Source organism: Streptomyces sp. NPDC048258 (assembly GCF_043201995.1).
Lineage (GTDB): Bacteria > Actinomycetota > Actinomycetes > Streptomycetales > Streptomycetaceae > Streptomyces.
In genome coordinates, this window is the sequence record NZ_JBICZH010000011.1 from 115,611 (window position 1) to 141,973 (window position 26,363).

General features: G+C 68.6%; 14 protein-coding genes. 5 read left to right on the forward strand and 9 right to left on the reverse strand.

All coding sequences use genetic code 11. The annotated features are described in order from the left end of the window. The first annotated feature begins 205 nt into the window (after positions 1-205). Positions 206-2,998, forward strand: a complete 2,793-nt coding sequence (locus ACGFYQ_RS24770) for an AAA domain-containing protein (RefSeq protein ID WP_393747339.1) — start codon at positions 206-208, stop codon at positions 2,996-2,998. Between the two features lie 6 nt (positions 2,999-3,004). Here ACGFYQ_RS24770 and ACGFYQ_RS24775 read toward each other — a convergent pair whose 3' ends face one another. The 3 genes from ACGFYQ_RS24775 to ACGFYQ_RS24785 are packed head-to-tail and all read right to left on the reverse strand — an operon-like array spanning position 3,005 to position 6,446. Next, positions 3,005-3,931, reverse strand: a complete 927-nt coding sequence (locus tag ACGFYQ_RS24775) for a hypothetical protein (protein WP_393747341.1) — start codon at positions 3,929-3,931, stop codon at positions 3,005-3,007. 53 nt (positions 3,932-3,984) lie between these two features. Further along, positions 3,985-5,133 carry a DUF3696 domain-containing protein gene (locus ACGFYQ_RS24780; RefSeq protein WP_393747343.1) on the reverse strand — a complete coding sequence of 383 codons (1,149 nt, stop codon included), beginning with the start codon at positions 5,131-5,133 and terminating at the stop codon, positions 3,985-3,987. Continuing rightward, on the reverse strand, positions 5,130-6,446 hold the full coding sequence (locus ACGFYQ_RS24785) for a DUF262 domain-containing protein (RefSeq protein WP_393747345.1): 1,317 nt from the start codon (positions 6,444-6,446) through the stop codon (positions 5,130-5,132). Before ACGFYQ_RS24785 ends, ACGFYQ_RS24780 begins: the two co-directional genes overlap by 4 nt. A 99-nt stretch (positions 6,447-6,545) precedes the next feature. Between ACGFYQ_RS24785 and ACGFYQ_RS24790 the strand changes: the two genes are divergently transcribed. Further along, a complete protein-coding gene (locus tag ACGFYQ_RS24790; RefSeq protein ID WP_393747347.1) occupies positions 6,546-8,144 on the forward strand; it encodes an NnrS multi-domain protein in 1,599 nt (532 codons plus the stop codon). A 6-nt stretch (positions 8,145-8,150) separates the two neighbouring features. Here ACGFYQ_RS24790 and ACGFYQ_RS24795 read toward each other — a convergent pair whose 3' ends face one another. Together ACGFYQ_RS24795 and ACGFYQ_RS24800 are read right to left on the reverse strand one after the other, a co-directional pair. Continuing rightward, the gene (locus ACGFYQ_RS24795; protein ID WP_393747349.1) at positions 8,151-9,629 is read right to left on the reverse strand and encodes a hypothetical protein; all 1,479 of its coding nucleotides are present in this window, start codon (positions 9,627-9,629) and stop codon (positions 8,151-8,153) included. Positions 9,630-9,646: 17 nt separating this feature from the next. Next, the gene (locus ACGFYQ_RS24800) at positions 9,647-10,045 is read right to left on the reverse strand and encodes an ATP-binding protein (RefSeq protein ID WP_393747351.1); all 399 of its coding nucleotides are present in this window, start codon (positions 10,043-10,045) and stop codon (positions 9,647-9,649) included. 213 nt (positions 10,046-10,258) lie between these two features. Here ACGFYQ_RS24800 and ACGFYQ_RS24805 point away from each other — a divergent pair, with 213 nt between their 5' ends. Next, a complete protein-coding gene (locus ACGFYQ_RS24805) occupies positions 10,259-11,095 on the forward strand; it encodes a helix-turn-helix domain-containing protein (RefSeq protein WP_393747353.1) in 837 nt (278 codons plus the stop codon). After that, positions 11,092-11,295 carry a DUF397 domain-containing protein gene (locus ACGFYQ_RS24810; RefSeq protein ID WP_393747355.1) on the forward strand — a complete coding sequence of 68 codons (204 nt, stop codon included), beginning with the start codon at positions 11,092-11,094 and terminating at the stop codon, positions 11,293-11,295. The genes ACGFYQ_RS24805 and ACGFYQ_RS24810 overlap by 4 nt, the downstream gene beginning before the upstream one ends. 55 nt (positions 11,296-11,350) lie before the next feature. On the opposite strand, the gene ACGFYQ_RS24815 is transcribed toward ACGFYQ_RS24810, so the two are convergent. The 3 genes from ACGFYQ_RS24815 to ACGFYQ_RS24825 all read right to left on the reverse strand — a co-directional run bounded on the left by ACGFYQ_RS24815 (position 11,351) and on the right by ACGFYQ_RS24825 (position 20,590). Beyond that, on the reverse strand, positions 11,351-16,414 hold the full coding sequence (locus ACGFYQ_RS24815) for a class I SAM-dependent DNA methyltransferase (protein WP_393747357.1): 5,064 nt from the start codon (positions 16,412-16,414) through the stop codon (positions 11,351-11,353). A gap of 10 nt (positions 16,415-16,424) precedes the next feature. Further along, on the reverse strand, positions 16,425-19,313 hold the full coding sequence (locus ACGFYQ_RS24820; protein ID WP_393747359.1) for a DEAD/DEAH box helicase: 2,889 nt from the start codon (positions 19,311-19,313) through the stop codon (positions 16,425-16,427). A 71-nt stretch (positions 19,314-19,384) separates the two neighbouring features. Further along, entirely contained in the window at positions 19,385-20,590 is a 1,206-nt protein-coding gene (locus ACGFYQ_RS24825) for a serine/threonine-protein kinase (protein ID WP_393747361.1), read from the reverse strand. A gap of 292 nt (positions 20,591-20,882) precedes the next feature. On the opposite strand from ACGFYQ_RS24825, the gene ACGFYQ_RS24830 reads away from it, so the two are divergent. Continuing rightward, positions 20,883-25,799: a DUF3320 domain-containing protein gene (locus ACGFYQ_RS24830; protein ID WP_393747363.1), complete on the forward strand. Its 4,917-nt coding sequence runs from the start codon at positions 20,883-20,885 to the stop codon at positions 25,797-25,799. On the opposite strand, the gene ACGFYQ_RS24835 is transcribed toward ACGFYQ_RS24830, so the two are convergent. Further along, the gene (locus ACGFYQ_RS24835; protein ID WP_393747365.1) at positions 25,768-26,307 is read right to left on the reverse strand and encodes a hypothetical protein; all 540 of its coding nucleotides are present in this window, start codon (positions 26,305-26,307) and stop codon (positions 25,768-25,770) included. The genes ACGFYQ_RS24830 and ACGFYQ_RS24835 overlap by 32 nt on opposite strands. Between the last annotated feature and the right edge of the window lie 56 nt (positions 26,308-26,363).

Genomic DNA, 26,363 nt, shown 5'->3' on the forward strand with positions numbered 1-26,363 from the left:
GAATGACGCCGAGAGTGCGTTGAAGGTCGTCCTCTCCAAGGGGCGGCTTCTTTCGCACTCCGGCGGCACCCGCGAGTATGTCTTCGAGTGCCGCACCTGGCACGACAGCCTGGACGGTGTTCCTGTTCTCGCCCGGCCATCCCGTTCCCGGAAGGCTTGGGGCCCGGCAGAGGCCTCCCGAGCTCCGGACGGGTCCGTACGGCTCGTGACGAAAGCCGACCTCGGGGACGCGCCCGCCAACGTCCAGATCCGCAAGGACGACTCGGCCAACTGGGCTGCGCTGGCAGAGCGCCTGGAGACCGCCGGCAACCAGGACAGCCCCGTCGACGCCGGACACGCAGGCTGGCTGGTCGGCCAGGGTACCCCCCGTACAGGCCGTGCCGAGAACCCGGGGCAATGGGTGGCGAACTGGGCGGGGCTCCAGCTGAACCCGCGTCAGCGTGACGCCGTCGCGCACGCACTCGCCAGTGAGGTGCTGTTCCTGTGGGGGCCGCCCGGCACCGGGAAGACCGATGTGGTCGGCCATATCGTCGAGGGCAGTTTCCGCCAAGGCCTCAGGGTCCTCTTCCTGGCCCCCACGAACGTCGCGGTGGACCAGGCACTGGAGCGGATGTGCTCCCTGCTGGAGCACGAGGAGGGCTTCGCCGAAGGGATCGTCCAGCGGGCGGGGAACATCGTCCTGCCGTCGCTGCGCAGCCGCTACGGAGACCAGGTCGACCCGGGCCGGATCGCTGCCCTGCTCGTGGAGAGCATCGACCGGCAGATCGGCATGGCGGCCGACCAGCTCAAGGGCGCAAGGGCGGCGCTGGCCCTGCACGACCGTGTCCGGGACCTGGAGTCGGACCTGGCCACCGCCACGGGGGACATGGCCGAGGCCGGGCGCGACCAGGCCGCAGCGGCTCGGACGGTGCTGACCGCGGATGCCGTGGCCGCCCAGCTGCGGCTGAAAATCGACAAAGTGGGGATGCCGACCGGATTCCTTGCGGAGCGCAAGGAGGCGAAACTGCGCGACCTCCGCTCTGCCCTGGCGGACGAAGAGGGCCGAGCGGCGCGGGCCAGGGAGGCCGGCACGAGCGCGTCCCGCCGCCGCACGGCGGGCGAGGAACAAGCGGCCGAAGCCCGGCGCGCCCTCCCGGCGGCTTACGCCGCCGTCGTAGGGATCCCGCCCAGGCAGACCGTCGCCGAGTCAGCTGCCTCTCTCCAGGAGCGACTCGACGAGCTCGGGCAGAAGCGCAAGCGCATCCAGGACGAGGTCCGGGCACGTTGCCGGGTGCTCGGAGCAACTGTGGCCAAGGCCGTCCAGTCGAGGAAGCTCCTCGACGAGATCGATGTCGTGGTGATCGACGAGGCCGGGATGGTCAACCTTCCCTCGGCCTGGTTCGCCGCCGGCCTCGCCCGCAAGCGGGTGATCGTGGCGGGCGACTTCCGCCAGTTGCCCGCCGTGACCAAGGGCGACGGTGACCGGGAGGCGAGCGAGGAGGAGCGGGCCCACTCCCGCGAGTGGACAGCGCGGGACGCCTTCCACGCCGCCGGTCTGGTCGACCCCTCCGGGCGGGTACGCCAGGACCCTCGCCTGGTGGCGCTCGACACCCAGTACCGGATGCGGGAACCCATCTGCGCGGTCGTCAACGAGGTAGCGTATCCGGATGCTCCGCTCAGGACCGGGCGCGACAACACCAGCCGCCTGCCGTTCGCCCCGCTCATCGACTCCCCGGTGATCCTGATCGACACCTCCGGCCGCCGGATTCCCGGCGGCGGCCGCAAGCCCCACATGTCGAACGCCGTCCACGCCGCCGTCATCCACGAGCTCGTCCGCGGACTCCAGTACGAGGGCATCCTGCCCGGCCGTAAGTGGCAGGAGGTCCCCGAGGGGGAACGGGCAACCGACCGGCTCGCGGTCATCTCCCCGTACCGGGAGCAGGTCAAGGCGCTCAAGAGCAGCCTGGCCCACCGATTCGGGGAGGACTACGACGGCCTGGTCGACACCGTCCACCGGTTCCAGGGGAGTCAGCGCCCCGTCGTGCTCCTCGACACGGTGGCGGGCGCCGGCAAGGACCCCGGCTTCTTCTACAGCGGAACGGGACTGTCCTCGCAGACCTGCCGCCTCCTCAACGTCGCTCTCAGCCGGGCCCAGGACCACTTGGTCGTCGTGGCGGACGTCGCCTTCCTGCGCAAGCACCTGGCCCCGCACAGCGAGGCACTGGCGATGGTCGACCATCTGGAGGCGCACGCGCAGACCATCTCCGCCGACCAGCTGATCCCGATCCGGGACGCGGACCAGCTGGCCACTCTGTCGGAGGAGGAGCTGGCGCGGCCCGCCTTCTTCGAACACAGTGAAGTCCTGGACGCGGTGGCGTGGGACGTGGAGCGGGCCCGGCGCAGCATCGAGCTGTACTCGGCGTTCATGGACCGGGATCCGGTCCGCCGGTGGGCCGGGATGCTCGGCCCGAGGACGGCCGCCGGGATCCAGGTCACGGTCTTCACCCGACCACCGGAAGAGCAGCAGGAACCCTCCCGCGTGGCGCGGCACCGGGAGCTCGTCCAGCAGCTGGAGGCCGCGGGCTGCCGGGTCGAGTTCCGCGACCGCATGCACGAGAAGGTCCTCATCCTCGACGGTTCGGTCCTGTGGCACGGTTCGAAGAACCTGCTCGCGAACATTGGGCCGACGGACCTGATGATGCGCTACACCGACCCGGCCTCCTGCGACCGCGTACGGCGGCTGATGGAGCGCACTCGCATGGAACGCCCGGCGCGTGCACCGTGGCGCCCGGCCGAGCAAACCGCTCCGGTGCCCGAGGTGCCGGCCCAGCGAACCGAGGCGACCGGCGAGGTGTACCCGGGGCTGGTTCGGGACGGCCGCCTGTACCTTGGCGTCCCCTACGCGCAGAAGGACGAGGCGAAGAGCCTGCTCAGGGCCCGGTGGGACAAGGAGGCCGGGCACTGGTGGGTCGACGCGACCCGGGTCACCCGGGAACAGGCGGCGCGCTGGCTGCCGTAGGCGCCGCTACCGGGCCTTCCGCGGCACCCCTGCCACCAGACGTTTGCGGCCGACGTACCCCACGCGGATCCTGCCCGCCTCCGTGATCAGCCGGAAGTGGATACGGCCCTGGTGCGGCTGATACCGGACATGGAGACTGAACAGCCGTTTCACGCCGTCGAGATCGGTGAAGTTGCACAGCCCCAGATTGATCCTGGTGTCGCTCTCGGGGACGACCTTGACCGCCCAGGTGGGTTCCGACTGTCCCGGCTTCCAGTTTTCCGCCGCCGCGTTGAGCCGGAGCAGCTCGGCCCGTACGTTCGCCACTGCCACCCCCGGTAGCTCCCGCAGGTTCTGCTCCACCCCCGGCACGAACTGGAGGTGAGGGAACAGGGTGTCGCGTTCCTCCCACACCTGCGCCCCGCTGCTGGGAGCGGCGGCGGCCGTGGTGCGTATCCAGCCCTCGTGCTCCTGGACATGTTCGTTCTCGGAGGCGTGGCGGACGTCCGCGATGCCTGCGGTGAGGCCGTCCTCGTCGAGGATCTCGTAGTCGACCTTGAGCCATGGGGCCGTCCAGCGGGGACCGGTGGGCAGGCTGACGGCCAGCATGTTCATCAGGTGGGCGGCGGCCAGGCCGAGGACGGGGTCGCCTTCGTGCCGGTACTCACTCTCCTGGTCCTCCGGCGGTTTGGGGAGCACGCCTGAGATGGGTGCCTTCCGCTGCAGCGTCTTCCGCATGAACTGCCAGGCATCGTGGTTCCCGGGCTCGTTGCGCCACTGCTGCAGGTAGTAGCCCGGAGCGATCTCCACGTCATCCAGCCGGACCTCACTCACCAGCGTCGTCCCGCGATGGATCCGCCACACCGCCTGGCAGACCGTGATGAAGTCGAGCATGGCCTGCCGGGCCTCGTCCTGGGTCGCGTTTGAGACGCAGGACCTCTCGTTGAAGAACATGAGTACCACTGAGCGCTCTCCCCCTGGTGAGCTCCGCGAACCGGTACGGGCGGTCAGCCCAGCAGCTGGTCCAGAGTGTGGTCCGACTCGTCGAAAAAGCCCTCCGGCCATTCGGAGAGTGACCCGTCCTCGGCGACCGTCGGCGTGATGATCTGGACGCCGGCACCGTTGCCACGGAAGAAGTGCACGGCCGTGTCCCCGGCCGCGAGCCGCCCCTGCCTGACGGCGAGCCGGGTCCCGTCGAGCACGTGGTCGCTGTGGGTCTCGACGATGAGCTGGGCACCTGCAGATGCCGCGGCCGCGATGAGGGACGCCATACGGGACTGGCCCCGCGGATGGAGATGGGCCTCGGGGTTCTCGAGCAGGATGAGACTGCCCGGCCCGGCGGTGAGACACGCCACGACGATGGGGAGGGCGTAGGTGAGCCCGAAGCCGACGTTCGTCGGCCGTCGGCGGCGGGTGGAGTCGAGCCCGGCGGTGCCACCGAACCCGAAGCTGAGCCGTACCGAGTCGATCCCGGGAATCTCCGATGCTTCGAGGTTGACCCCGGGGCACAACTCCTGCATCCACGCGACGACCTGGTCGAGCAGGGTGTGCCCGCCGGCCTGCGGATGGCGCAGCGGGTTCTCTTCCACTACGACGTCCTGAGCGTGATGCCGCAGGAAGTTGACGGCATGTTCGCCGCGCGATCCGAGGAAGCCGCGGCCGATCGCCTGGTGGTGCGAGCGGGGATAGGTCGTGGCGGGCACGATCCGGTCGGCCTTGAGGTACTGGAAGTGCCGGGAGAAGAGGGGTACGTCACCCCAGTCCACGGGCCGGGTGGAGAGGCTGAGCGGCAGTACGTCCTGTTCGGGTGCATACAGCGCGGACCAGATGTACCGCTGCTTGTCGGACGTATCGAACTCGACGGAGATCTGCGGTTCCGCGCCCGCCTGCTCAGTCGTGAAGTCCTCGTGCAGCAGGTCCTGGCCGGTTCCCAGTTCTACGAGGTCACCATCGAGGAGGAAGCCCCCGTGACGGTCGGCGTCGCCGTCCGTGGACATGAGGGTGCCCGAGTCGTACGACTGGCGCAGCAGCGCGAGTGACTGCAGGACCGTGCTCTTGCCTGAGGAGTTGAGGCCCGTGAGGAGAGTGACCGGGGCGAGCCGGATCTCAGCGGATCGGAAGGCCTTGAAGTTGGTCAGTGACAACTGCTCGATCACTGGGTGCTGCCCCCGTTGTTCTCCAGGACGCTACGGAAGAGTCCGCGGACCTTCGCGAAGCGGTCGACCACCTTGACCCGGTCGCCGGTGCCCACGGACACGGCCCGCTCGAAGTTCCGGTCGGCCATGAGCTGCTGGAAGCCCTCGGCCACCTGTTGGCGGGACGCTACCAGCGCTGATCGTTCGCGGCCCGAGAGGGCGGCCAGATTCACGGAAACTGTCTCAAAGATGGCTTTGTTGACCGGCAAGCGCCGGGTCTGTCCCGGGAACTGCTTACGGAAGGTGTGGGCTCCGAAGATCTCCTCGGCCGTGACCATGGCTCGCTTGAAGTCGTGGGCGTGCGCCGCTCGCTCGTCGTCCGTCAGTCGGTTGACCTGGCGCATGGTTTGGGCAAGGAACTGGTCGAAGTCCTGGTTCCTGAACAGGTCGGGATCGGTCAGCCGGAAAGCGAGGTAGCGCAGCACCATCTCACGGTCGGCCATCCGCTCACCGGAGACGCGGTAGCCCGTGGCCGATGCGAACTCGTGAGAGGAGGCGAGAGAGGAAAGCAGCTCTCGGGCTGGGCCGGGAATCAGCGCGTGCCGGATCTCCTGCCGTGTAAGGGGCAGACCGCCGGTGTTGATACGCGCGAAGATGTTGAACTTGACCTCTTCCGGCGTACCCGGGCGGATGAGGTGAACGATGACCTGCGTTTCGTTGAGTCGGATCTGCATGCGCCCCGACAGATCTGCGTACCCCTTGCCCTCGAAGTCCTCCCGGAGGTACTCCAGCCCGCGCAACCTGAGCGGTCCGGCATGGATCCCTGCCACGTCGGCCAGCGCGTCGGGGGCGATGAACCGGGCGATCGCGGTCAACCGCTGGATGCCGTCGACGATGGCCCATGAGCTGTCCTGGGCCCATGAGCTGTCGTTGTTCTCGGCGGCGTAGAAGGAGGGGAGCGGGATACGGAGGAGAAGGGACTCGATCAGCCGGCTCTGTTGTTCGTCCGACCAGATGCCCGCCATGCGCTGGAAGTCAGGGGCGAGATCGATCATCCCGTGGCTCAGCCGGGAGATCAGCAGGTTGATGGTCGGATTGAGGGTCTGGATCTCCATCTTGGACGGGTCGTAGGGCGCCGTGACGCGGTCATCGGCTTTGTCGGACTCCTCGTCGGGCTGCTCCAGCTCGACATCGGTGCTCCGCCCGCCCGCCCCGATCTCCACCAGGAGGCCCCCGCTGTCCTCGGTGGACGCATCGTCCAGATAGCGGCTGTAGAGGGACAGCTGATCCTTCGAGTGGGGTGCGCGGTTGCTTCCGCTGTCCTCCGGCGACATGTCTCTTCGGGTCCGTTCCCTCGTAGGTGTGGCTTCCTTCCAACGTGACCGTCACATCGTAGGCCGCTGTACCTTCGGACCCCGGTGAGAGGGGGACTGATGCCGGGGAAGAGGCGGCACGACCAGCGGGTGCTTGTACTGGTCGAGGTACGGGGCGGTCAGTGCGACTGGGAACAGGCGGAGCGAGAGTTCGAAGGGCAGGGCTGGCAGGTCGTCACATCGTTTGGGCGTGGCGAGGGCGCGTCGCAGCGGGTGCTGAACGCGGACGCCTCTGCCCGGCTGTACTCCGTCGAAGTGCGGTTCCTCGGAGCCCGCAACCGGCGCACCGAGCGGGCGGCCGGCTGGCGTATCCAGTGGCTGGCGCGGGCGACCGGGCTGGAGATGTACGCCCGGCGCTGCGAGCTGATGGACCGGGACCGGGAGCAGCTGACCGTATGGCGTGCGCATACGGTCGCCCATCGGCCACCACGACGCCCTGACTCCAGACCGTTGACGTCGACCGCGAGACTGCGCCGCGGCGCTGCGGTGGCACGGGCGCGCTTCACGGAGAGGCGCGGGTACCACGACACCGGCATGGTGGTCACAGGTACGGCGTCGGAAGCCCGTCGGCTCTCCCGCATGGACGCACCTGGCGGTCCCGCCGCCGGGCCGGCCATCGACGTACGGCCGCTCTACGGCCGGGAGCGCAGCCACATCGTGCCGCGCCGCGAGGAGGACAGTTACCGCAGGGCGTACCGCCTCATGGCCTGGCTGCTCGGAATGACCTTCTGCGCGGTGGTCGCCCGACAGCAGAACGGTGTGCGGACGTGGGTGTGGGCCGGCGCGGCCCTGTTGTGCTTCCTCATGGGCGCCAGGGTGGCGCGTGGCATGTTCGCGGCCGGTGGGCGCGCGGGGAGCCTCCTTCTGTGCGGTGCGGTGGCCGCCTTCTTCCTTTCCACGTCCCTCGGCGTGCTCTCGGAGGACGGCAGAGGTTGGACGCCGGGGGAGATGCTGTCGATCTTCGCCGTCATGGCGACGGCCGGAGGCATCTGGCTCCTGGTCCGCCAATGGACGTGGGGCGAGTGGCTCGCGTGGGCGGCGCCTGTGGTCTTCACAGCTCTTGTGTCGTTCGTGGTGGCATCCGGATCGGTGCTCCACGCGCTGTACGCGGACAGCCTCGACCTGACTCCGGAGGACCTCGACGTTCCCGGAGTCTGGCAGGCGACGTCGGCGGCGAAACTCCTGAGCATGCTGAGCTTCGCTCTGTTCGTGCCTGCCCTGTGGGGCATCGCGAAGCATGTGCACGCGCCGTTCGTCAGCCCCGTCGAGCGCCTTGGCGTCCCCTTGTACGTACTGGCGCAAGTCGTGGTGGTGGGGATGTGCGCGGCGCTGGCGCTGGACTCGGCGGGCGAGGCGGTGAAGGACTTCCGTTCCGCCGCGGTCCGGAAGTCGGAACCCCCTTCGTACTTCGGGGTGGAGCCGGAGTGGATGTGCGTCGAGCCGACCGTCCCCGCGGCAAAACTCAGTACGCGGGGCGGTGTCCTCCGTCCGGAGCGCCCGTACATCTCGTTCGGGGAGGCCGGAGGAACGGTCTCGCTGTGGGATGAGCCCGCCGGCAAGGCGCTGCAGATGCCGGCCGAGCAGGTACGCCTCGTTCCGGTGCCCGACGGCCGGGTCCGGTGCACCTTCTCGTACGAGAGTCTGCCGAAGGCCGACTGATCCGTCTCAGTCCAGGAAGCCGTCGTCGGGTTCGAAGAACGCCATCTGATCCCCGACCAGGGGCTGCTCCGGCTTCTCGGCGACCGGGGGAGGGGGTGGGGTGCGCTTCTTTGCCTGGCGTTTGCCGGCCTTGCGAGAGTGCGCGCGCCGTTGGCGTTCCCGCACCGCCCGTCCGGGGTCGAGGCTGTCCGAGAGCTCTGCCGCGATGGTGACGGAGTATCCCTCCAGGGCCCGCTCCGCACCGAGGGCGAGCAACTCCTCCCGGGAAGTGCCCACGGTTCCGGCGAGGCCGTGTTTGACGAGCTCGATGAACTGGCTGTTGATCAGGTGCCGGTCGGCGTAGGCGTAGCCGAGGCGTCTGCCGCCGCCTGGCCCCCGAGTGCATTCGTCCTGGAGGAGCAGACGTACGTAGGACAGGGGCAGGTACATGCCCGCCGCGGGGCCGGTGGGGTCGGCTCGGCCGTCCTCGGGCCAGTAGGCGAGCTTGAGAAAACAGGGATCGCTGCCCAGCCGCCAGTCGTGGGGGGAGTACGGCGGATGGCTGGCGCGCGCCACGGCCTCCAGCCGGTCGAGCTGGCCGCGCAGGCGGTCGTCCACGTAGATCCAGCGCTCGGCGGGCGGGAGGCGCTTGTACTGGACCATCACGAAACTGTGGGTGGCCTCGTGGTAGTAGATCAGGTCGCTGCCCAGCCGCCCCTCGACCGGCGTGGCGTTGACGTTGGCGACCTCGATGCGTCGTCCCTCGTGCTCGAACACGTGGATGTCGCACCGGAAGTCGGGCCCGTCCCAGGGCTGGAGGAGTCGCGGTCCCGGCATGGAGTGGGCGGCGTCGTGCTCGATGAGGCTCTGCTCGGTGGGCTCGGGGATCAGTCCGGCGAGGTAGGTGTCGTGGGGGCTCGGGGGTCGCCGCCAGGCGCTGAGCGGGGCTAGCGGGAACTCACCGATGCTCAGGGCCAGGCGTGTCGAGTCGTACTGCTCCTGCCAGGAGCGGTCCTCGATGCGGGAGCTGTCGAAAGGGGCCTGATCTGCGACGCTGCTCAGGCGGTCGAGGAGCTCGGCGAACCGGGGGCCGAGCTCGCGCAGCGCGGAGACGAGGCGCTGACCCAGCTCGTCGGGGAGTACGGCGACTTCGCTGGAGAGCATGGTGGTGAGGTCCTCGGCGTCCGCCCGGGACAGTGACGCCATCACCGTGGCCAGCTCTACCGGGGCGGGACTGCGCCACAACGGCTCCACCCTGATCAGGGCGTCACGGGTGGCAACTCGTTTGCCCTTGGGGTGCTTCACCACACCGAGCCAGCGCAGCTGGTAGCTGGGGCCGGCAGTGCCTGTGGCGGGATGCGCCCGTGCGAACACGAGCGTGACCTGGGGAGACAGGTCCCGCGGCCGCATGGACGAACCCATCGTCTTGCCCATGAACTGGTCCAGCTGTAACTGCCAGTCGATGTCGTCGAGTTCTGCTGCCGAGAGGGAGATCGCGTAGACCACGGTGGAAGCGTATTGGATCACCGGTCTGGGCAGGGGCCGATCTCTGCCCAGACCGTCTTGCCGGGGGCGGAGGGGCGAGGCGTGGTGCCCCAGTGGGTGGCCAGGGCCGCTACGAGGACCAGCCCGCGGCCGGCTTCGGCGTCCGGGGCGGGGGTGGTGAGGGTGGGCATCCGCTCGGTGCGGGTGTCGCTGACCTCGATACGGATGGTCGTGGCAACGGTGTCGATGACGAGGCGGAGGCGGAAGTCCCGCCCGGGGACGCGGCCGTGGCGTACCGCGTTCGCGGCGAGCTCGGCGGCGATGAGAGCGGCGGTGTCATTGGCAGGGCTGTTGTAGGGGTGGCCCCACTCGTGGAGGTAGTGCGAGACGAGACGGCGGGCGAGCCGTGCGCCGCGTGGGGTGGCAGTGAAACGCATGTCGAACTCTTGGGCAGGGCTGTGGAGTTCAGATGCGGCTTGGGTGGGGGGAATCGTGGGCTTCATGCGCCCAACGGTGGCGTTGCGTGAGTAACGTTGACCAGGAGTGACGCACTGACGGGCGCGGGCTGTACGCGTCGGTGCTGAGGGTGTCGGCGGTACGGGGCGTGACCGGCGGGACGGCCGGGGCGTTGGGCGCGGGAGGCGCGGATCATGGACGATCAGCAGTCGGAGGCCGGATATGAGGCCGAGTCCGGGACGGGCATCCTGTACGTCTTCGGGCGCCAGCTGAAGCGGTTCCGGCAGTGGGCGGAGCTCGAACGGCCGGAGTTCGGGTCGAGGACGGGGTACTCGGCGTCGACCATCGCCGCGTTTGAACAGGGGAGGCGGATCCCGCCGCCGAAGTTCATCGACCAAGCGGATGAGCTGCTGGGTGCGCACGGCATTTTGAAGGAGATGAAGGAGGAGATCGAGCGGGCCCAGTACCCGGCGTTCTTCCGGGGCGCGGCGAAGCTGGAGAAGGAGGCCGTGGAACTCCACGTGTACGCGGTGCAGGCGGTTCCCGGGCTGTTGCAGACGGAAGGGTACGCGCGGGCGGTATTCGCGATGCGGCGGCCCTTGTTGGATGAGGTGACCGTCGAGGAACGGGTCGCGGCCCGATTGGCCCGGCACGAGATCTTCTCCCGGATGCCGATGCCCACCATCAGCTTCGTTATCGAGGAGTCCGTGCTGCGTCGCCCCCTGGGTGGGCGGGACGTGATGCGGGGCCAGCTGGAGCACATCCTGTTGCTCGGGCATCGTCGCAATGTCGAGATCCAGGTGATGCCGACCGAGCGCGAGGAGCACGCAGGGTTGGCTGGTCCGTTCACCTTGATCGAGACGAGGGAAGGGCGGAGGATCGCCTACGTGGAGGTGCTCAAGGACAGCCGCCTCCACACGGAGCGGAAGTCGGTGCGGGAGATCGAGGAGCAGTATGGACTCCTCAGGGCTCAGGCCCTCACTCCGCGCGAAACGCTGACCGTCGTCGAGAAGTTGCTGGGAGAGGCATGAACGTCGAAGAGCCTGTGAGTGTCGTGCCGGAAGCGGCCTGGTTCAAGAGCAGCTACAGCAGCGGCGAGGGCGGCGAGTGCGTGGAGGTGGCGAACACCGTCGGTGCGGTCCACGTCCGCGACTCGAAGAACAAGGCCGGTGCCACGCTGAGCTTTGAAGCGGACCAGTGGGCGACGTTCGTTGCCTTCACGTCCCGCTGACCTGCACGACAACGCGGGCCGCGCCAACCTCGGTTGGCGCGGCCCGTTCGTCTTTCTACGCGTCAGCCTTCACGGGCGGCGTCCACCGACCGGCGGCGATCTCCGCGTCGAGCCGCGCGGAGAAGTGCGCGTGCGCGGCCCGCATCTCGGTCTCACGGTCGGCCTTGTAGAAGGGCGCGGTGTAACCCTCGGGCGGCGGGGTGCTGGCCGGGTTGTCCAGGTGATCGAGGAGAGTCGGGTAGGTCTCCCTGGCCTGGCCGTAGCCATAGGCGTAGGGGTCACGCGCGATACGTCGGCCGCTTCTGTCGAAGTACATCTCGGCTTCACGGTCGGCGAGTACGGCATAGCGGGACTTGTAGATCGCGACGAGCTGATCGGCGGTGATCCCGAGCCAGACGGATACGAGTGCGTCCAGTTCGACCAGTGCGGCCCGGCGTTCGTACTCGGTGCGGAGCGGCGTGCCGTACTCCCAAGTGGACGTGAGGCACCCCGCGAGCGGTTCGAGTCCTGGCCAGTAGTGGGTCCAGTCCTCGTAAGCCGGCCAGGTGGGATGAAATAGCTCCTTCCAAAGAGGCGCATAGGCGTCAGTCAGGCAATTGAGGCGCAGAGCCCGGAGAAGGAGGGGAGTCGAGAGAGGATGATCGTTAGTGGGAGCTGGCAGCTTGACGGCCTCGCCAGCCATAAGGTTGGCACGTCCAGTAATGCGGAGGAGATAGTCCAATGGAAGAGCGGCCCAGAAACCGGCATTAAGTGCGGTGAGACGGTTGTCTGTCATGGCCATGGACTGCACACCGTGGGTATGGGCTGGACCCGGCGGGATCAGCGAAGCGAAGAGGCTTCTCTCGGTGTTTTTCGGGTCGATCATGGCTCGCCAGGCGAGTCGGTATCGTGAAGTGTATAGATCGCTTCCCCAGCGGTCCTGTGCTGCTTCGTACTTGGTTCGCTCGCAGGCCTGGGCATATGTTGTGCGAGGGACGCCGTCTCGCGGTAGCGCCGTGAGGTCCCAGGAAACCCAATCCTTGCCATTGCGCATCGGGATGTTAGGTTGCTTTGCGAATGGGGATGCAATCGCAAAATGAGACCCTTGAAGGATTACCTCGCCCCATGATGTCGGTGCTCCGACATCGTAACGAATCAATCCATCCTTTTTGGCGGTTGTCTCATTATATCCGGAACTGATTGAGGGATTGCCCTGGCTTAGGCGATTCTGTGCCCGTGAAAGGGCGGTGATGGCGCCCTGCTCTGCCGTGGTGATGGGGTGGAGCAAGGGGGTTTCCCTAACGGATGCGATCGTGTCGCCACCCACCTTTTGCCACTCGGCCAGGAGGGCATCCGTGACACGTACCACCCGGGCTCGGTGCGGGCGCACATCCCACATTCCTGCGTGCTTTTGAGTCGGAATTGCCCCCTGGCCGTCATGTGTCAGCGAATCAGGGAGCACTTGCGCGCAATGCAATTGGCTAACCGACTCGAAGTCGACCTGCGTCTGCTTCGAACCGTAAATGTGTAGGCCGAAGGAGACGGTTCTCCCGATCTCGAACGCCCAATTCCCTGAATTGACGAATGTGGCATGCAGGCGGAGGTGTTGATATGCGGCCGAGCGTAGAGGGCCGTCCCTGAGTCCCTCCAGGTGGCTATCTGGATGAACCATTCCGGAGACGCCAGATTTTCCGGAATGTGCCCAAATTTGACACATGAAGGCGCGATAGAGATTCGGTCGTGTTCCTGCGGTTAGAGGGTATGTCGCGCTGGAGCTCAGCATGCCGACTGTCCCTACATTCCAATCCAGCTCGCCGAGGAAATAGCGTTGTCCCTCTTCGGTCAAGGCTTCAGCCTTGCGTAGGTGCCATTCGCTCACACTCGGCTTTTCTGACAAGGTAAACCAAGGGTCGCTCTCAGCAAGGATGAGATCTTCTTGCCAATTCGGTCGGACCCACGGAGGGTTTCCGACCTGTACGTCATAGCCACCATGCTTAAAGACCTGGGCGTACTCCAGTTCCCAGTGGAAGAACCCCTGCTGGGTCGCGATGTTGTTCGCGGTTGCCGCCCACGGGAAGCGCGACTCCAGCCAGTAGGAGCGGTCCATGCCCATGAGGTCTGGGAGTGCGTCCTCGTAGGGGGTCAGCTCTGTCAGGGACTCGAACGCGGCGACCAGGGACTCGGACGGGACGTCCTGGGTGCCCAGCAGGGACTCCGCGAAGTCGAGCCAGTCGTCCAGGTTTGCCAGGGGGATGACCGCGCGGCGCTGCTCGGTGATGGCCTCCTTGCGGCGGCCCATCCGGCGCTTGGCCACATTCTCCTGGGTGAGGGAGAGTTGCCTGGTCTCGATGCCGAAACCGGGGAGGGCGTCTTCCTCCCAGGACATCAGGACGCCGGTGTCATCGTCCTCCGGGTCCGAAACGGCCACCTCGTACGCCGCTGACTGCTCGGCCAGCTCCGCCGCGTGGCGGTAGCGGGGGTTCGTGCCATCGAGAAGCGAAGCCTCCTGGACCGGCCAGAACCACAGCGCGCACCACGCATCCATCAGGGTCTTCAGGCGCCAGTACGGGGTGTCCACCGCCTCAAGGTCGGCCAGGACCTCTTCCCGCTGGACCGCTTCGACGGGCTGGCGGAGCCACTCGGGCTCGGCCCCCCAGACGTCGATCTTGCGGCTGATGTCGCGCTCGGAGATTTCCAGGCGGCGGACCACCAACTGCCACAGGTACTCCGCGCGACGCGCCAGGCCCTGGAGGCGGGCCGTCTGCTTGGCGCTCGGGGACTTCGTGATCGCCTTGCGCCAGGCGGCCAGGGCCTTCGCTTCCTCTGGCGCGAGGGCCTTCGCCTCCTTCTCGGCGGCGACCGCGCCCCACTCCTTCGCCGGGAGGAGGAAGTGGTGGACCGAACCCGGCGGGAGGCCGGACGCAGCTTCCGTCAGGGGGAAGCGTTCCGGGGTGGTGCCCAGCCAACCGCCCTTCTTCAGGTGCTCCGCGGAGTAGATTTCGCGGCGGCCGCCGATCAGGGAGTTGCCCCGGCGCAGGTGGAGGCCGAACCACGGGGCCTCCATGCCCGGGTGCATCGTGTTCAGCCAGAGCGAGACCTCGGCCAGCTCGACCGCCGTCGAGTTGAGGTCCACGCCGTACGCGTTGTGCAGCGCGATGTAGGCCTTGGCCTTCTGGAACTCCACCGGGTACTGCTCGGTGTCGATCGCCTGGCCGGTCTCCTCCTGGCGGCGGCGCAGGTACTCGGCCGCGACCTGGTTGATGGCCTCGTTCAAGAACGCGCCCGAGCCCAGGGCCGGCTCGCAGATCTTCCAGTCCAGGAGTTCGCGGGCTTCGGTGACCGTGTCGTCCTGGTCCAGGCGGTGCTGGAGCGCCAGCTGGACCGTGACCTTCGTAAGGGATTCCGGGGTGTAGTACGAGGCAGACGTCTGGCGGTCGCGGCCCGAGAGGCGGTAGACGAACGAACCCGGGCGGTAGCGGACCCGGACGTCGGCGCCCGTCTCCTCGTCGCGGCGGCGGACGAAGACGGAATCCGCGTACTCGTCGGCCTTCGAGGCGGGGACCAGCCAGGAGCCGTCCTTCGGATCGCCGTTCTTCGCGACCTCGTACAACTCCTCGCCGGCGATGAAGCCTGCGTACGACATCAAGCCTTCGTACACCGCGCCCAGCTGGTTGATGCCGAGTTGTGCGTACGAGATGAAGCCTCCGCGCTCGCCCTTCTTGCCCCGGGTCAGCATCAGCTTCCGCAGGACCTTGTACAGGGTCGCGTTGCGGAGCCGCGTGTCCAGGTAGCGAGGGCCCTCGTCCGCGTCGTCGTCGTGGCGGGGATCCTTGACCGACTCCGCGCCGATCAGGCGGATCGACTCCGGCTCGAAGAGCTTCGAGTGGAGCGGCTCGAAGCGGAGGCCGATGTCTTCGGACTCCTTCTCCGCCACCCCGTGCGTGCGGCGCGGGCGGTAGCCCTCCTGGACCTTGCTGAAGAGCAGGTCCAGGGACTCGTACAGGTACACGCCCTCCCGGGCCTTCTCACCGACCAGATCGCGTTCCGCGACCAGCTCGCCGAGGCGGCCGAGCCCGTACCCCTGGTGGTACTCCGGATAGTCCGACGGCAGGATGCCCAGCTCCGGGCGGGCCTCCGCGTACAGGAGGAACAGGATGCGGTACAGATACCGCAGCGATTCACGGGTCAGCTGCTGGGAGAGCTCCGGGAGCTCCTTCACGTCCTCCAGGCGGACGCCCTCATGGCTGGTGATCCGGGCCAGGACCTCGTTCGCGATGAGTTCCACCGATTCGCGGAGGCCGTCCCGGAGTTCGGACGAGACGCCCACCGCGTGCTTCGTCGACTTGTCGACGAGGCCGGCGAGGGGGTTCTCGCCGCCCTCCTCCGGCGTGCGCAGCGAATCCGCTCCGAACAGCGCCGCGAGGGTGTCGAGTTCCTGTCCGTCCTTGGTGTTGTTGCGGTCCAGGGCCGTGTCCAGAGAGGCAGCCAGGTAGCGGCCCTCGCCCCACGCCGCCCGGTCCGCCAGCACGATCACGCCGCCGGCCAGCAGCAGCACGTACCGCGGTGCGTCCTCGCTCGCGAAGAGGAACGAGGCAATCTTCGAGCCCGTGCGGAGGGACGAGGCCGCGTCCAAGTGAACCGGGGTGAGGAGCCGGCCGGGGCCCTCCGGGTCCAGGGCCGCGTCCGGTTCGGCCGCCCAGCCGCAGTCCACGGCCACCAGGCCCGGTTCGGCGTGCGCCACCGGGATCTCGTACGTGTGGTCCGCCCGGGTCACCGTCAGGGTCTGCGGCTTGGCGTCGTAGCCCAGGGAACGGAGGACAGAGGTGTTGAGGGCAGCCGCGCGCTCACGCCACTCGGGGGCGTCGTACGTCGTCGCGTCGTCGGCCGCGCCCGCCGCCTCCGCGAAGAAGGCGCGAGTACGGAAGTACGGGCGGCGCAGGGCGCGCAGACCCAGGCGGGGAGTGACCGGGAGGGCCTCCGGGTCCGTTTCCGCTTCCTGCTCGGAGGCCGAGGACTTCGCCTCCTCCTCGCGGGTCTTCCAAGCGGCCAGCAGACCGGACTTGAGGTCCTTCGGGAAGACCTCGGCCAGGTAGTGCGCGGAGAAGTACTCGCCGCGGTTGACCAGGGAGTCGTACGTCATGGGGATTCTCCTAGGCCTGTGCGGCGGAGCCGTGGGCGGAATCGAGGACGGCCAGCACACGCAGCATCGGGCGGCCCGTCGTCAGCAGGGAGTCGGCGAGACGGGAAAGCTCGTCCTTCGTCTCCTCGCCCGCGAGGGTGGGCTGCTCCCACTTGCCCAGCCGCTGCCGGTACTCCTCGATCGGGGCGAGGAGGGCCTTGTCCCATTCGGAGCTGTGGCGGGAGAGGAAGGTCTCGGCCGCCTCCAATGCATCCGGGATGCCGGCCCGCAGGCCGTCCACGTCGTGTCGCTCCAGCGGGTTGGCCATCGTCGGGCCGACGCCGGCCTGGCGCAGTATCCCCACCATGTCGTCGGTGACCTCCTCGCCCGTGACGGCCATCCACTTCACTACCGTCGGGCGGCCCTGCGCGTTGGAGTAGATCCCCTGTACGAGGTACACGGGCGCCTCGACGTCGGCCGTGATGACGGGGGCCTCCTGGCGGCCCAGCTTCACCAGCACCTTGTCGGTCAGCCACTCCACCACCGGGTGGAGGTCGGTGAGCAGGGAGATCTCCGGCCAGCTGGAGGTGCCGGACTCGCGGGCCCGTACGAGGGCGCGGTCGGCCAGCTTCCGGTTGAGGGTGACCAGCAGGCGCTCGCTCAGGCGCTGCTCACGGCGGTAGTCGGGCGGCAGCGCCTTCAGCCGGTGCACCAGGTCCACCGGGGGCTTGAACGAGATCAGGCCGTTCTCGGGGTCGCGGTCCATGCCGAGGGACTGCTGGGCGTCGGGGAAGACCTCCCGTACCGCCTCGTCGACGAACTCGCGGGTGGTCGTGAAGAGGCGGGGTACGTCCGCCTTGGGCGGGGCAGAGGACTCGTCAGAGGCAGAGGAAGCTGCAGACGCATCCGAGCCGGGCCCGGTCGTGTCGTCGACCTGCGCGAAGAAGTCGGCCAGGAAGTCGTCCGCACCGCCCGCCTCCTCGGCGGTGTGCTGGAGCGACTCGTCGACCGTGCGGCCCTTGAGGAGGTCCTGGATCAGCGACTTCTCCTCGGCCTCCGCGCGGTACAGGCCGGAGACGGCCTCCGCGGTGCCGAGCGAGCAGTGTGCTTCGTGCTCCCGCTCCAGAAGCCGCTCGGCCACCGTGCGGTCGTCCTTCGCGCCGTCCACCTCGCTGGTCAGGATCAGGGCGCGGAACTGCGGCTTGTGGACCTGCCCGTAACGGTCGATACGGCCGTTGCGCTGCTCGATGCGGATCAGCGACCAGGGGACGTCGTAGTGGATGAGCTGGTGGCACTGCCGGTGCAGGTTGACACCCTCGGAGGCCACATCGCCGGTGAAGAGGATGCGTACAGGCGTGTCCGCGAGGCCGAAGTCCTCGACGCACTGCATCTGCTGCTCGTCGGAGAGCCCGCCGTGCATCACCCGGGCCGCTTCCTCCAGCGCCTTGCCCTTGAATCCGAGGGCGGCCGGCACGGCGGACCGCAGCCACTCGAGGGTTTGGACGCGCTCGGAGAAGACCACGACCCGCGTCTCGCTGCGCGGCCCGACCCCGATCGCCTTCAACTGCTCGACGAGAGCCGCGAACTTGGCCGAATCCTGCTCGGTCAGACCGGCCGACAGCTCCCGCAGACGCTGCAGAGCGGCCAGTTCGGCGCCCGTCGCCTCCGGGTCGTCCTTCTTCTCCAGCGTCTTTATGCGGGTGTCGACCGTCGAGTTCAGCGCGGCGTGCGAGGAGAGGAAGGACTTGAGCAGGGTGTACGGGAAGAGAGGCACCTCGCTCACCGAGCCGCCTTCGGCGGGCAGCCAGACCTGGGCCAGCTCCTCGAAGATCTTCTCCTCGGCCGGGGTAGCCGCGCAGTGCACCGACTCGGAAGGACCCCGGTCGGCCCACTGGCCGGACATCTTCTCCCGGACCTCGGCGCTGACCTTGGTACGCCGGATGAACAGGTGCTTGATGTCGTCTGCGGAGTACCGCTCCGGGTCGCGGATCGCCGCCGGGTCGAGCAGCGCGATCAGTTCGGCGAAGGAGCGGGCGTTCCCGTTGTGCGGGGTGGCGCTGGCGAGGATGAGGGCGTCGGTCTGCGGGGCGAGGAGCTGCGCGAGCTGGTTGCGCAGCGAACCGCGGTTGATCAGGTTGTGCGACTCGTCGATGACGACTGCGTCCCACCGGATGTGCTCCAGGTGGTGCTTGTACTGATCGGTGTTCTTGAGGGTGTCGATCGAGACGATCACGCGCTTGAAGAACGTGAAGGGGTTGCGGCCCGCCGGGATCTCTCGCTGGATCCGCTCGATGCCCGCGGAGTCGAGCCGGATCAGCGGGATCGCGAACCGCGTCCACAGCTCGTGCTGGAACTGCTCCAGGACGTGCTGCGGGGTCACGACGAGAATGCGCTCGCCCCGGCCGCGGCGGATCAGCTCCGCGAGGGTGAGCCCGATCTCCAGGGTCTTGCCGAGACCGACGACGTCCGCGATCAGCATCCGGGGGCGCAGGTTCCGGCCGGAGAGCGCGAGCTGCGCAGGCCGCTGCTGGTAGGGGAGCGAGTCGAGCAGGAAGCTGTCGGCGAGGGCCAGGCCGCGCTCGGACTGAGGCAGCGGGGTCTTGCGGAGGATCGCTTCGAGGAAGAGCCGGCTGCGGCGGAAGTTCGGGGAGTCGTCGCTGATCAGGGTGGTCTTGGCGGGGTCCATCAGCTCGATGCCCGGTGCGCCGTCGCGCGTGAGCTCCAGGCCGGTGAAGAACACGGCCTCCTGGTCGCGAACGAACTCGGAGATCCCGACGGCCTCGATGCGGTCGCCGTCGTGGTCGGTCCGGGTGACGTTTTTGACCAGCCACTCCTCGTCGCGTACGACGATCTGGGCACCGGGCGGGAGACTCGTGCCGGCGCCCCGGGCGGGCTGCCGACTGGACTGCTGGGCGGTCACCCGCGGTACCTCCTGCTAGATACTGAACTGTGTTGATCTTGGTGTAGCCCAGGCCTCGCGCCGCGGCCCGCTCAGAAAGGCGATGTCGACGCGTACGTCTCGCGCAGCTGGGTCGCGATGCGGCGCGCGGCGGCGGAGCGGCGCGGGCCGACAGGCGGCGCCGGCGCGGGCTTCGGCTGAGGCGCGGGTACGGCCGCAGGCTCGGTATCCGGGGCGGCCGCCGCGACCGTGGGCGTGTAGCCCGGCAGGTGAGCCGGGACGGACTGCTGCGGCAGCGGGACGGTCGGCGCCACGGTCACCGGATCCGGGGCCAGGAGAGTCGTGGCCCCGGCCGAGGCGGCGGTCTCGGCAGCAGACGGGACGGGGGCCGGCACCCGGGCGGGCTCCGGCGGCTCGTACGCGACCGCGGTGAGGGACGTCAGCCGCCGCCGGGCCTGTGCCACGGTCGACCCGTGCGCCTTGATGACCGCCACGCACTGGGCGACCACCTCGTCCATCGACGGCCGGTCCTGCTGCGCGTACTGGAGCATCGACGACAGGAGCCCGGCCAGTTCCTCCGGAGCCCCTGACAGGTCGGGTGCCTTCTCGGGGTTGACGATGTGGCTGAACAGCACCTGCACGTGGTCGGCCTGGTACGGATAGTGGCCGGTGGTCATGAAGAGCAGCACTGCCCCGAGCGCGTACACATCCACCGGGGCGGTCAGCGGCTTCTGTCCATTCGCCTGTTCCGGGGACATGCAGGCCGGTGTGCCCATCACCATGTTGGGGGCGGTGAGGGAGGCGCTGGACTCGGCGAAGACGGCGAGGCCGAAGTCGATGATCTTGGGACCGTTGGGGCCGAGCAGGATGTTCGCCGGTTTGAGGTCCCTGTGCAGCAGACCCTGGCTGTGGACCCCGGCCAGTGCCTCGGCGAGCGTCGCTCCGAGCGAAGCGGCCGCCAGAGGCGGGAGTACACCCCGAGTCTCGAGGAGCCGCCGAAGATCGGGGCCCTCCACGTACTCCGTGGCCAGCCACGGCTGCTCCGACTCCGTGTCGGCCTTCACGAACGCGGCGACGCGCGGCCCCCAGACCGTCTTGAGGACCTCGATCTCCTGGGCGAACCGCTGCCGGGTCTCGGAATCGACGACCGAGGGCTTGATGACCTTCACGGCGACGGCTTCGCCCGCGGCGGACTCGCCCAGGTAGACCTGGCCCATGCCGCCGTGGCCGATCCGTCCCAGCAGCGTGAACCCGCCCAGCTCGGCCGGATCGTCCGGGCTCAGCGGCGTTGCGTTCACTCTGGTCCTCACCTTGCAGAATGCCGATGGTCGCGCGCGTACGCGTCAAGGGTATCGGCGGCGGCCGGCGTACGGACCGGTCCGGGTGCATGCCTTCGTCGGCTTGGCCGGATGCAGTCCACGGAGGGAAACCCCCGCGCACGTGGGCCGGAGATCACGAATCGTTTGCGATCAGTGCTGCAATCGATCAACCCCTGAGTGCTTCTGATCGGTAGATGGTAGAAGCGTTGGAAGAGGCGACCCTCGTGCCGAGGGCCGCCTCTTTCAACCCTGCGGCGGAAGTAGCCCCCAGATGCACGCCCGGACGGCGAATGCCGACGCCCCCCTCGGAAACACCGACCCCGGCCACGACCGGCTGAGGGCCGTTCTGGGTGGATGGCGGGAGTCCCTCATCGACCTCGGCGGCCGCAATCGGCTGCTGAACTTCAAGCACACGCGATCCCTCACCCTGGAGATCACGGAGCCAGGGTTCGAACCGCTGCTTCGCGGGCTGAGCCGGGGCTGGGACTTCGTGCCGGTCCGGGACGAAGCGGGTGAGGACAAGGGCGACGGGGTCTCCCTCGCCAAGACGCATGGCGGACGGCTGCTCCGGCCCGAGGCGGACGGACTCGTCACGCAGAAGCAGACACAGGCGGCGCTGGACAGCGCCCTGCGGCAGCTGAGACAGAAGTCGAACCAGACGTACAACGACTTCGGACTCTGGGTGCTCTGGCTCGGGGTCGGCATGGTCCAGTGGTGCGAGGAAGGCGCCCACGAGACCAGCTCGGCGCCGCTGGTACTGGTCCCGGTGGAGCTCGTACGCGACCGCACGGGCAGGATCCGACTGCACGAGGCCGAGGAACAGGACGCCCTGCACAACCCCGCGCTCGCGGTGAAACTCGCCCAGCTCGGCGTCGACTGGACGGCCGTGGCGGACACGGACTGCCTGGACCTGGGCCGAGTGCTGGCCAGGGCGCGGGCTGCCGCCGCGGGACTGGCCGGCTGGGAGGTCCGCGACACCGTCGTACTGGCCACCTTCGCCGCGCACAAAGAGGCGATGTACCAAGACCTCAAGGAAAACGAGGCGGCGATCCTCGCGAACCCGCTGATCAGAGCCATCGGACTAGGACCGGAGTCAGGCCTCCCCGACGACGTCATCGGCTTCGAACCGCCCGCGCTGGACCGCATCGACGAGATCCAGCTGCCGGAGCGGACGCCGCTGGTGCTGGACGCGGACGCCTCGCAGCGCCAGTGCATAGCGGCGGCCATGGCACACCGGTCGTTCGTCATGAGCGGCCCGCCCGGCACCGGCAAGAGCCAGACGATCACCAACATGATCGCGGCTCTGATGCACTCCGGCCGCAGCGTTCTGTTCGTCAGCGAGAAGGCCGCCGCGCTGGACGTCGTGCGCAACCGGCTGACGGACGTCGGGCTCGGAGACTTCGTGCTCGCCCTGCACAGCAGCGACACCAGCAAGAAGGCGGTCGCACAGGAACTGGATCGCGCCCTGACCACCGAGGTACGGGCCTCCGGCGCGGCGGAGCACGAACTCGACGAGGCGCGCCGGCTGCGCGAGGAGCTGTCCGCCCACGCGGCGGCCATGAACGAGGAACGGCACCCGCTCGGCCGCTCGCTGCACGGTGTGCTCGGGCGGCTCGCACGCCTCGATCAGGAAGCCGTCCCACACCTGGCACTCACCACGGGCGTTGGCGACCTCACCGGAACGCTCAGTGCCGCCGTCCTCTCGGAGGTGCTGGCGGCCGCGCGGTCGGTGGCCCGGTCGTGGCGGCCGTTGGCGGAGGGTGAAAACTTTGCCTGGCGCGGCCTGCGTGACCCCGCAGGCGAAGGGGGAGTTTCGGCCGCCATTGTGCTGGCCGACGCAGATGACGCACTGCAGTCGCTGCGGGCGGTGGCGGAGCGCAGGCCCCTGACATCGGTCATGCCCGTCGCGCAGACCGTTCGGGAGATCAGGCGGCTTGCGGACGAGCTTCGCAGGGGGCTGCCGGAGCGGACTTCCGGCACGGGGAGTAACACCCAGCTGGAAGACCGGTCCGGCCTCGCCGCGCAGCTTGCCGAGGACTTCGGGCTCGACGAGTCCGGGGACATCGCGGGGGTACTCGCGCTGATCGAGCTCGCCGATCTCACCGAGGCGGCGCGGCGGCCGCCGGCCCACTGGTTCGACGCACAGCGACTGCGGGAGGCCCACGATGCAGTCGAGGAGATCCGGGCTGCCGTCGGGGAGGAGCGAGCCGCACGCGAAGCGGCGCAGGACGTGTACGGGCCCCAGGTCCTGGAATGTGCAGAGCTCCCCGACCTGGTCCGCAGGTTCGAGGAGGACCACCAGAAGCTGACGGCACGACTCAAGGGAAAGTACCGGGCGGACCGGGATGCGGTAGCCGGCCTGACGGTGGCCGGCGAGTGGAACAGGGGCGTGAAGGCGCGTCTCGGCGAGGCGCTCACCTGGCAGCAGACCCATCAGCGCGTGCAGCGGCTCGTTGCGGCACACGGAGCCCTGCTGGGGCCGTACCTACCGAGTCCGGACAGCGAGTTCGAGCCGGTCGACGAGGCCATGGCGAACGCGGTCCGGATCGGCGAACTCACCCGGGGTACCGCGCAGGCGGACCGGCTGCCGGAAATGCTCGCCCATGACGCGGAACCCCACCACTGCGCGCTCCGGGCCAAGGTGGTCAGGGCGGCCATTGCCGACTGGTGCGACGCCGTGGAATCGCGGACCGAGCGGTGGGGCGCGGCCTCGGCAGCCTTTGCCGAGATGTTCGACGACGCACGCCGACTGAAACTGCTTCCCGCACTGATGGGCACACTGGAGGAGTCGGCCGAGGAGCTCGCGGCGCTCGCGGCAGATTCCTCCGGACCGGCGGAGTGGCAGGCGTACCGGAGCGGGCTCGCGAGCCTGGCCACCCGTGGACTCGACGACCTCGTCTCGCGTGCTGCGGAACGGGGAATCCCCGCAGAGGTCTTCCCGGAGGTGGTCGAACGCGCGGTGCTCCAGCTGTGGGCCGACACGCTGCTCGCCACCGATCCGCGACTGCGTACGGCGGGCGCCGCAGAACTTGACGCCCGGGTGCGGACCTTCCGGCAAGCCGACCGGATGCTGGTGGCTGCCGCAAGTGGCGCGGTGGTCGCGGCGTGCAGCAGCCGTAAGCCGAAGGCCTTCGGCGGGGGCGGGGCGGCCCTCATCCGGCGCGAGGCCGAGAAGAAGACCCGGCATCTGTCCGTGCGGGACCTCCTGGGGCGGGCGAGGGAGGTCGTTCAGGCGGTCAAGCCCTGTTTCATGATGAACCCGCTGTCGGTCAGTCAGTACTTGCCGGCCGATTACCGGTTCGATGTGGTGATCTTCGACGAGGCCTCGCAGGTCAGGCCCGGGGACGCAGTCAATTGCGTGTACCGAGGACGCTCGTTGGTCGTCGCGGGCGACGAGAAGCAGCTCCCGCCGACGGCCTTCTTCGACTCTGCCGTCGGGGACGAGGGCGATGAGTACGACGAGGACGTGCCGGACTCTTTCGAATCGCTTCTGCACGCGTGCAAGGCCGGGGCCATGCGGGAGCTGCCGCTGCGCTGGCACTACCGCAGCCGCCACGAGGACCTGATCACCTTCAGCAACCGGGAGTTCTACCGGAACGCCATGGTGACCTTCCCCGGGGCGATGGAGAGCGGCCCGGACATCGGAGTCGAGTTCTTCAAAGCCGATGGCTGCTACGACAAGGGCGGCCGCCGGGACAACCGGCGCGAGGCGGAAGAGGTGGCGCGGCGAGTGCTGCACCATTTCGACACCCGGCCCGGGCGGAGCCTGGGGGTGGTGGCGCTGTCGCAGGCCCAGGCGAGCGCGATCGACGAGTGTGTGCAGCAGGCCAGGCTGGCCCGCCCCGACCTTGACCACTGTTTCACCGAGGACCGGCTCGACGGGTTCTTCGTCAAGAACCTGGAATCGGTCCAGGGCGACGAGCGCGACGTCATGATCATGTCTCTGGGCTACGGCCCGGACGAGCGCGGAATCGTGGGTCTCAACTTCGGTCCGATCAACAGGGAAGGCGGCTGGCGGCGACTGAACGTCGCCGTGACCCGGGCTCGTTACCGGGTCGAACTGGTCGCCTCGTTCCATGCCGGGCAGCTCAAGGACAGTACGAACCCGAGCGTTCAGTACCTCAAGCGCTACCTGGAGTACGCGGAGAACGGGCCGGCGGTGCTGGCCCAGGACGTCGTGGCCGCGGATGCGGAGCCGGACAGCCCGTTCGAGGAGTCGGTGCTGGAGGTGCTGCGCGGGTGGGGCTATGAGGTCCAACCGCAGGTGGGCGTGTCCGGCTACCGCATCGACCTGGGACTTCGGCACCCGGTGGCGCCGGGGTCGTACGCACTCGGCATCGAGTGCGACGGCGCGATGTACCACTCATCGCGCGCGGCGAGGGACCGGGACAGGCTCCGCCAGCAGGTGCTGGAAGGGCTCGGGTGGACGCTTCACCGGATCTGGGGGACCGACTGGTACCGCAATCGTGCTGATTCGGAGACTCGGCTGAGAGCAGCGGTGGAGGCCGCGACCGCGCGCGACCCCTTCTCGAGGCCGACGGCCCCGGTGCAGGCTCCGCTTCAGGTGCCGGCTCCGCGCCCGGAACCGGTCCGGGTGCAGGTCCGGATGGACGAGGTGCCCGAGCGTGCCTGGAGCCGGCCTTACGAGGCGGCTCTCGTGCAGGCGGACACAAGGGCGGAGCTCCATACCCCCGAGGCGCGTTCAGCGCTGCGCAAGGCACTGGCACAGATCGTGGAGGTGGAAGGGCCCATTCATGAGGACCTGTTGGTGCAACGGGCTCGTGAGGTGTGGCAGGTGAAGCGGGCCGGCAGCCGTATTCGGGACAACGTGCTTCTCGTACTGCGAGACCTGGTACGGCAGCGGATCGCGGTGCACACCGACGGATTTGCGGATGTGCACGGCCGGGCTCTCACCGGGGCCCGGACGCCGGTGGACATCTGCAGCCGGAAGGTCAGTCATGTGGCTCCGGGGGAGCGGCAGAGGGTCCTGGCCGAGCTGGCCGCCGAGTGCCCGGGAATGTCCCTCGACGAGCTCCTGAGGCACGGGCGTGAGTTCTTCGGATGGAAGCGGATGGGCGATGACATCCGGAGCGCGTTGGAGTCGGATGTCGACGCACTGGTGTCGGATGGGCGGATGCGGCAGGTCGATGGACGGTTCAGCGCGTCACTTCGCGAGCCCACCGGCTGAGGGTGGTGAAGTCGCGGTCCCGGAGGCCGCGGCGGGGGTGGATGCGCAGGAGGAGGGCCGGGGCCGGGTGGTGGGCGGTGACCCAGGCGCGGTCGCGGGGAGTGATCATGTCGTCGACCCAGGCGAAGGGGCGGCCGGCCGCCCAGTCGAGGAGGGGTCGGGTCTTCCACGAGAGGCCGTCCGGGTCGCGGGCGAAGAGTTCCGGCCATTCGACGACGGGAAGATCATCGGGCAGTCCGATGTGCGGCGCGATCAGCGTGTTGGCCTGGTGCGTCCAGGCGGTGGCCCAGGTGAGTTCGAAGGGCAGCGCCAGCAACCGGGCGCCGTGGGACGGGTGGAGACGGACCCGTGCGCCGCGCCGGGCGCTGCGGGATTCCGGGTCGCGGTAGGCGAGCCAGACGTCGGGTCGCATCCGGTGGCTCCGGTAACCGCGCAGTCCGGCGAGGGGTGACCGGAAGGGGTTGAGCGGGCCGTCCACGTCGAGGAGGAGCAGCGGGCGAGCAGTCATGAAGTAGGGACTACCCAGTACACGATGGAGTGAAATGCCTACCGGCGCTATAACCC

Excerpts from the sequence above, each read along its gene's own strand:
- ACGFYQ_RS24835 (WP_393747365.1), bottom strand. The coding sequence starts at position 26,307 with ATGACTGCTCGCCCGCTGCTCCTCCTCGACGTGGACGGCCCGCTCAAC.
- ACGFYQ_RS24810 (WP_393747355.1), top strand. The coding sequence starts at position 11,092 with ATGAACGTCGAAGAGCCTGTGAGTGTCGTGCCGGAAGCGGCCTGGTTC.
- ACGFYQ_RS24775 (WP_393747341.1), bottom strand. The coding sequence starts at position 3,931 with ATGTTCTTCAACGAGAGGTCCTGCGTCTCAAACGCGACCCAGGACGAG.
- ACGFYQ_RS24785 (WP_393747345.1), bottom strand. The coding sequence starts at position 6,446 with ATGTCGCCGGAGGACAGCGGAAGCAACCGCGCACCCCACTCGAAGGAT.
- ACGFYQ_RS24815 (WP_393747357.1), bottom strand. The coding sequence starts at position 16,414 with ATGACGTACGACTCCCTGGTCAACCGCGGCGAGTACTTCTCCGCGCAC.
- ACGFYQ_RS24805 (WP_393747353.1), top strand. The coding sequence starts at position 10,259 with ATGGACGATCAGCAGTCGGAGGCCGGATATGAGGCCGAGTCCGGGACG.
- ACGFYQ_RS24790 (WP_393747347.1), top strand. The coding sequence starts at position 6,546 with ATGCCGGGGAAGAGGCGGCACGACCAGCGGGTGCTTGTACTGGTCGAG.
- ACGFYQ_RS24830 (WP_393747363.1), top strand. The coding sequence starts at position 20,883 with ATGCACGCCCGGACGGCGAATGCCGACGCCCCCCTCGGAAACACCGAC.
- ACGFYQ_RS24800 (WP_393747351.1), bottom strand. The coding sequence starts at position 10,045 with ATGCGTTTCACTGCCACCCCACGCGGCGCACGGCTCGCCCGCCGTCTC.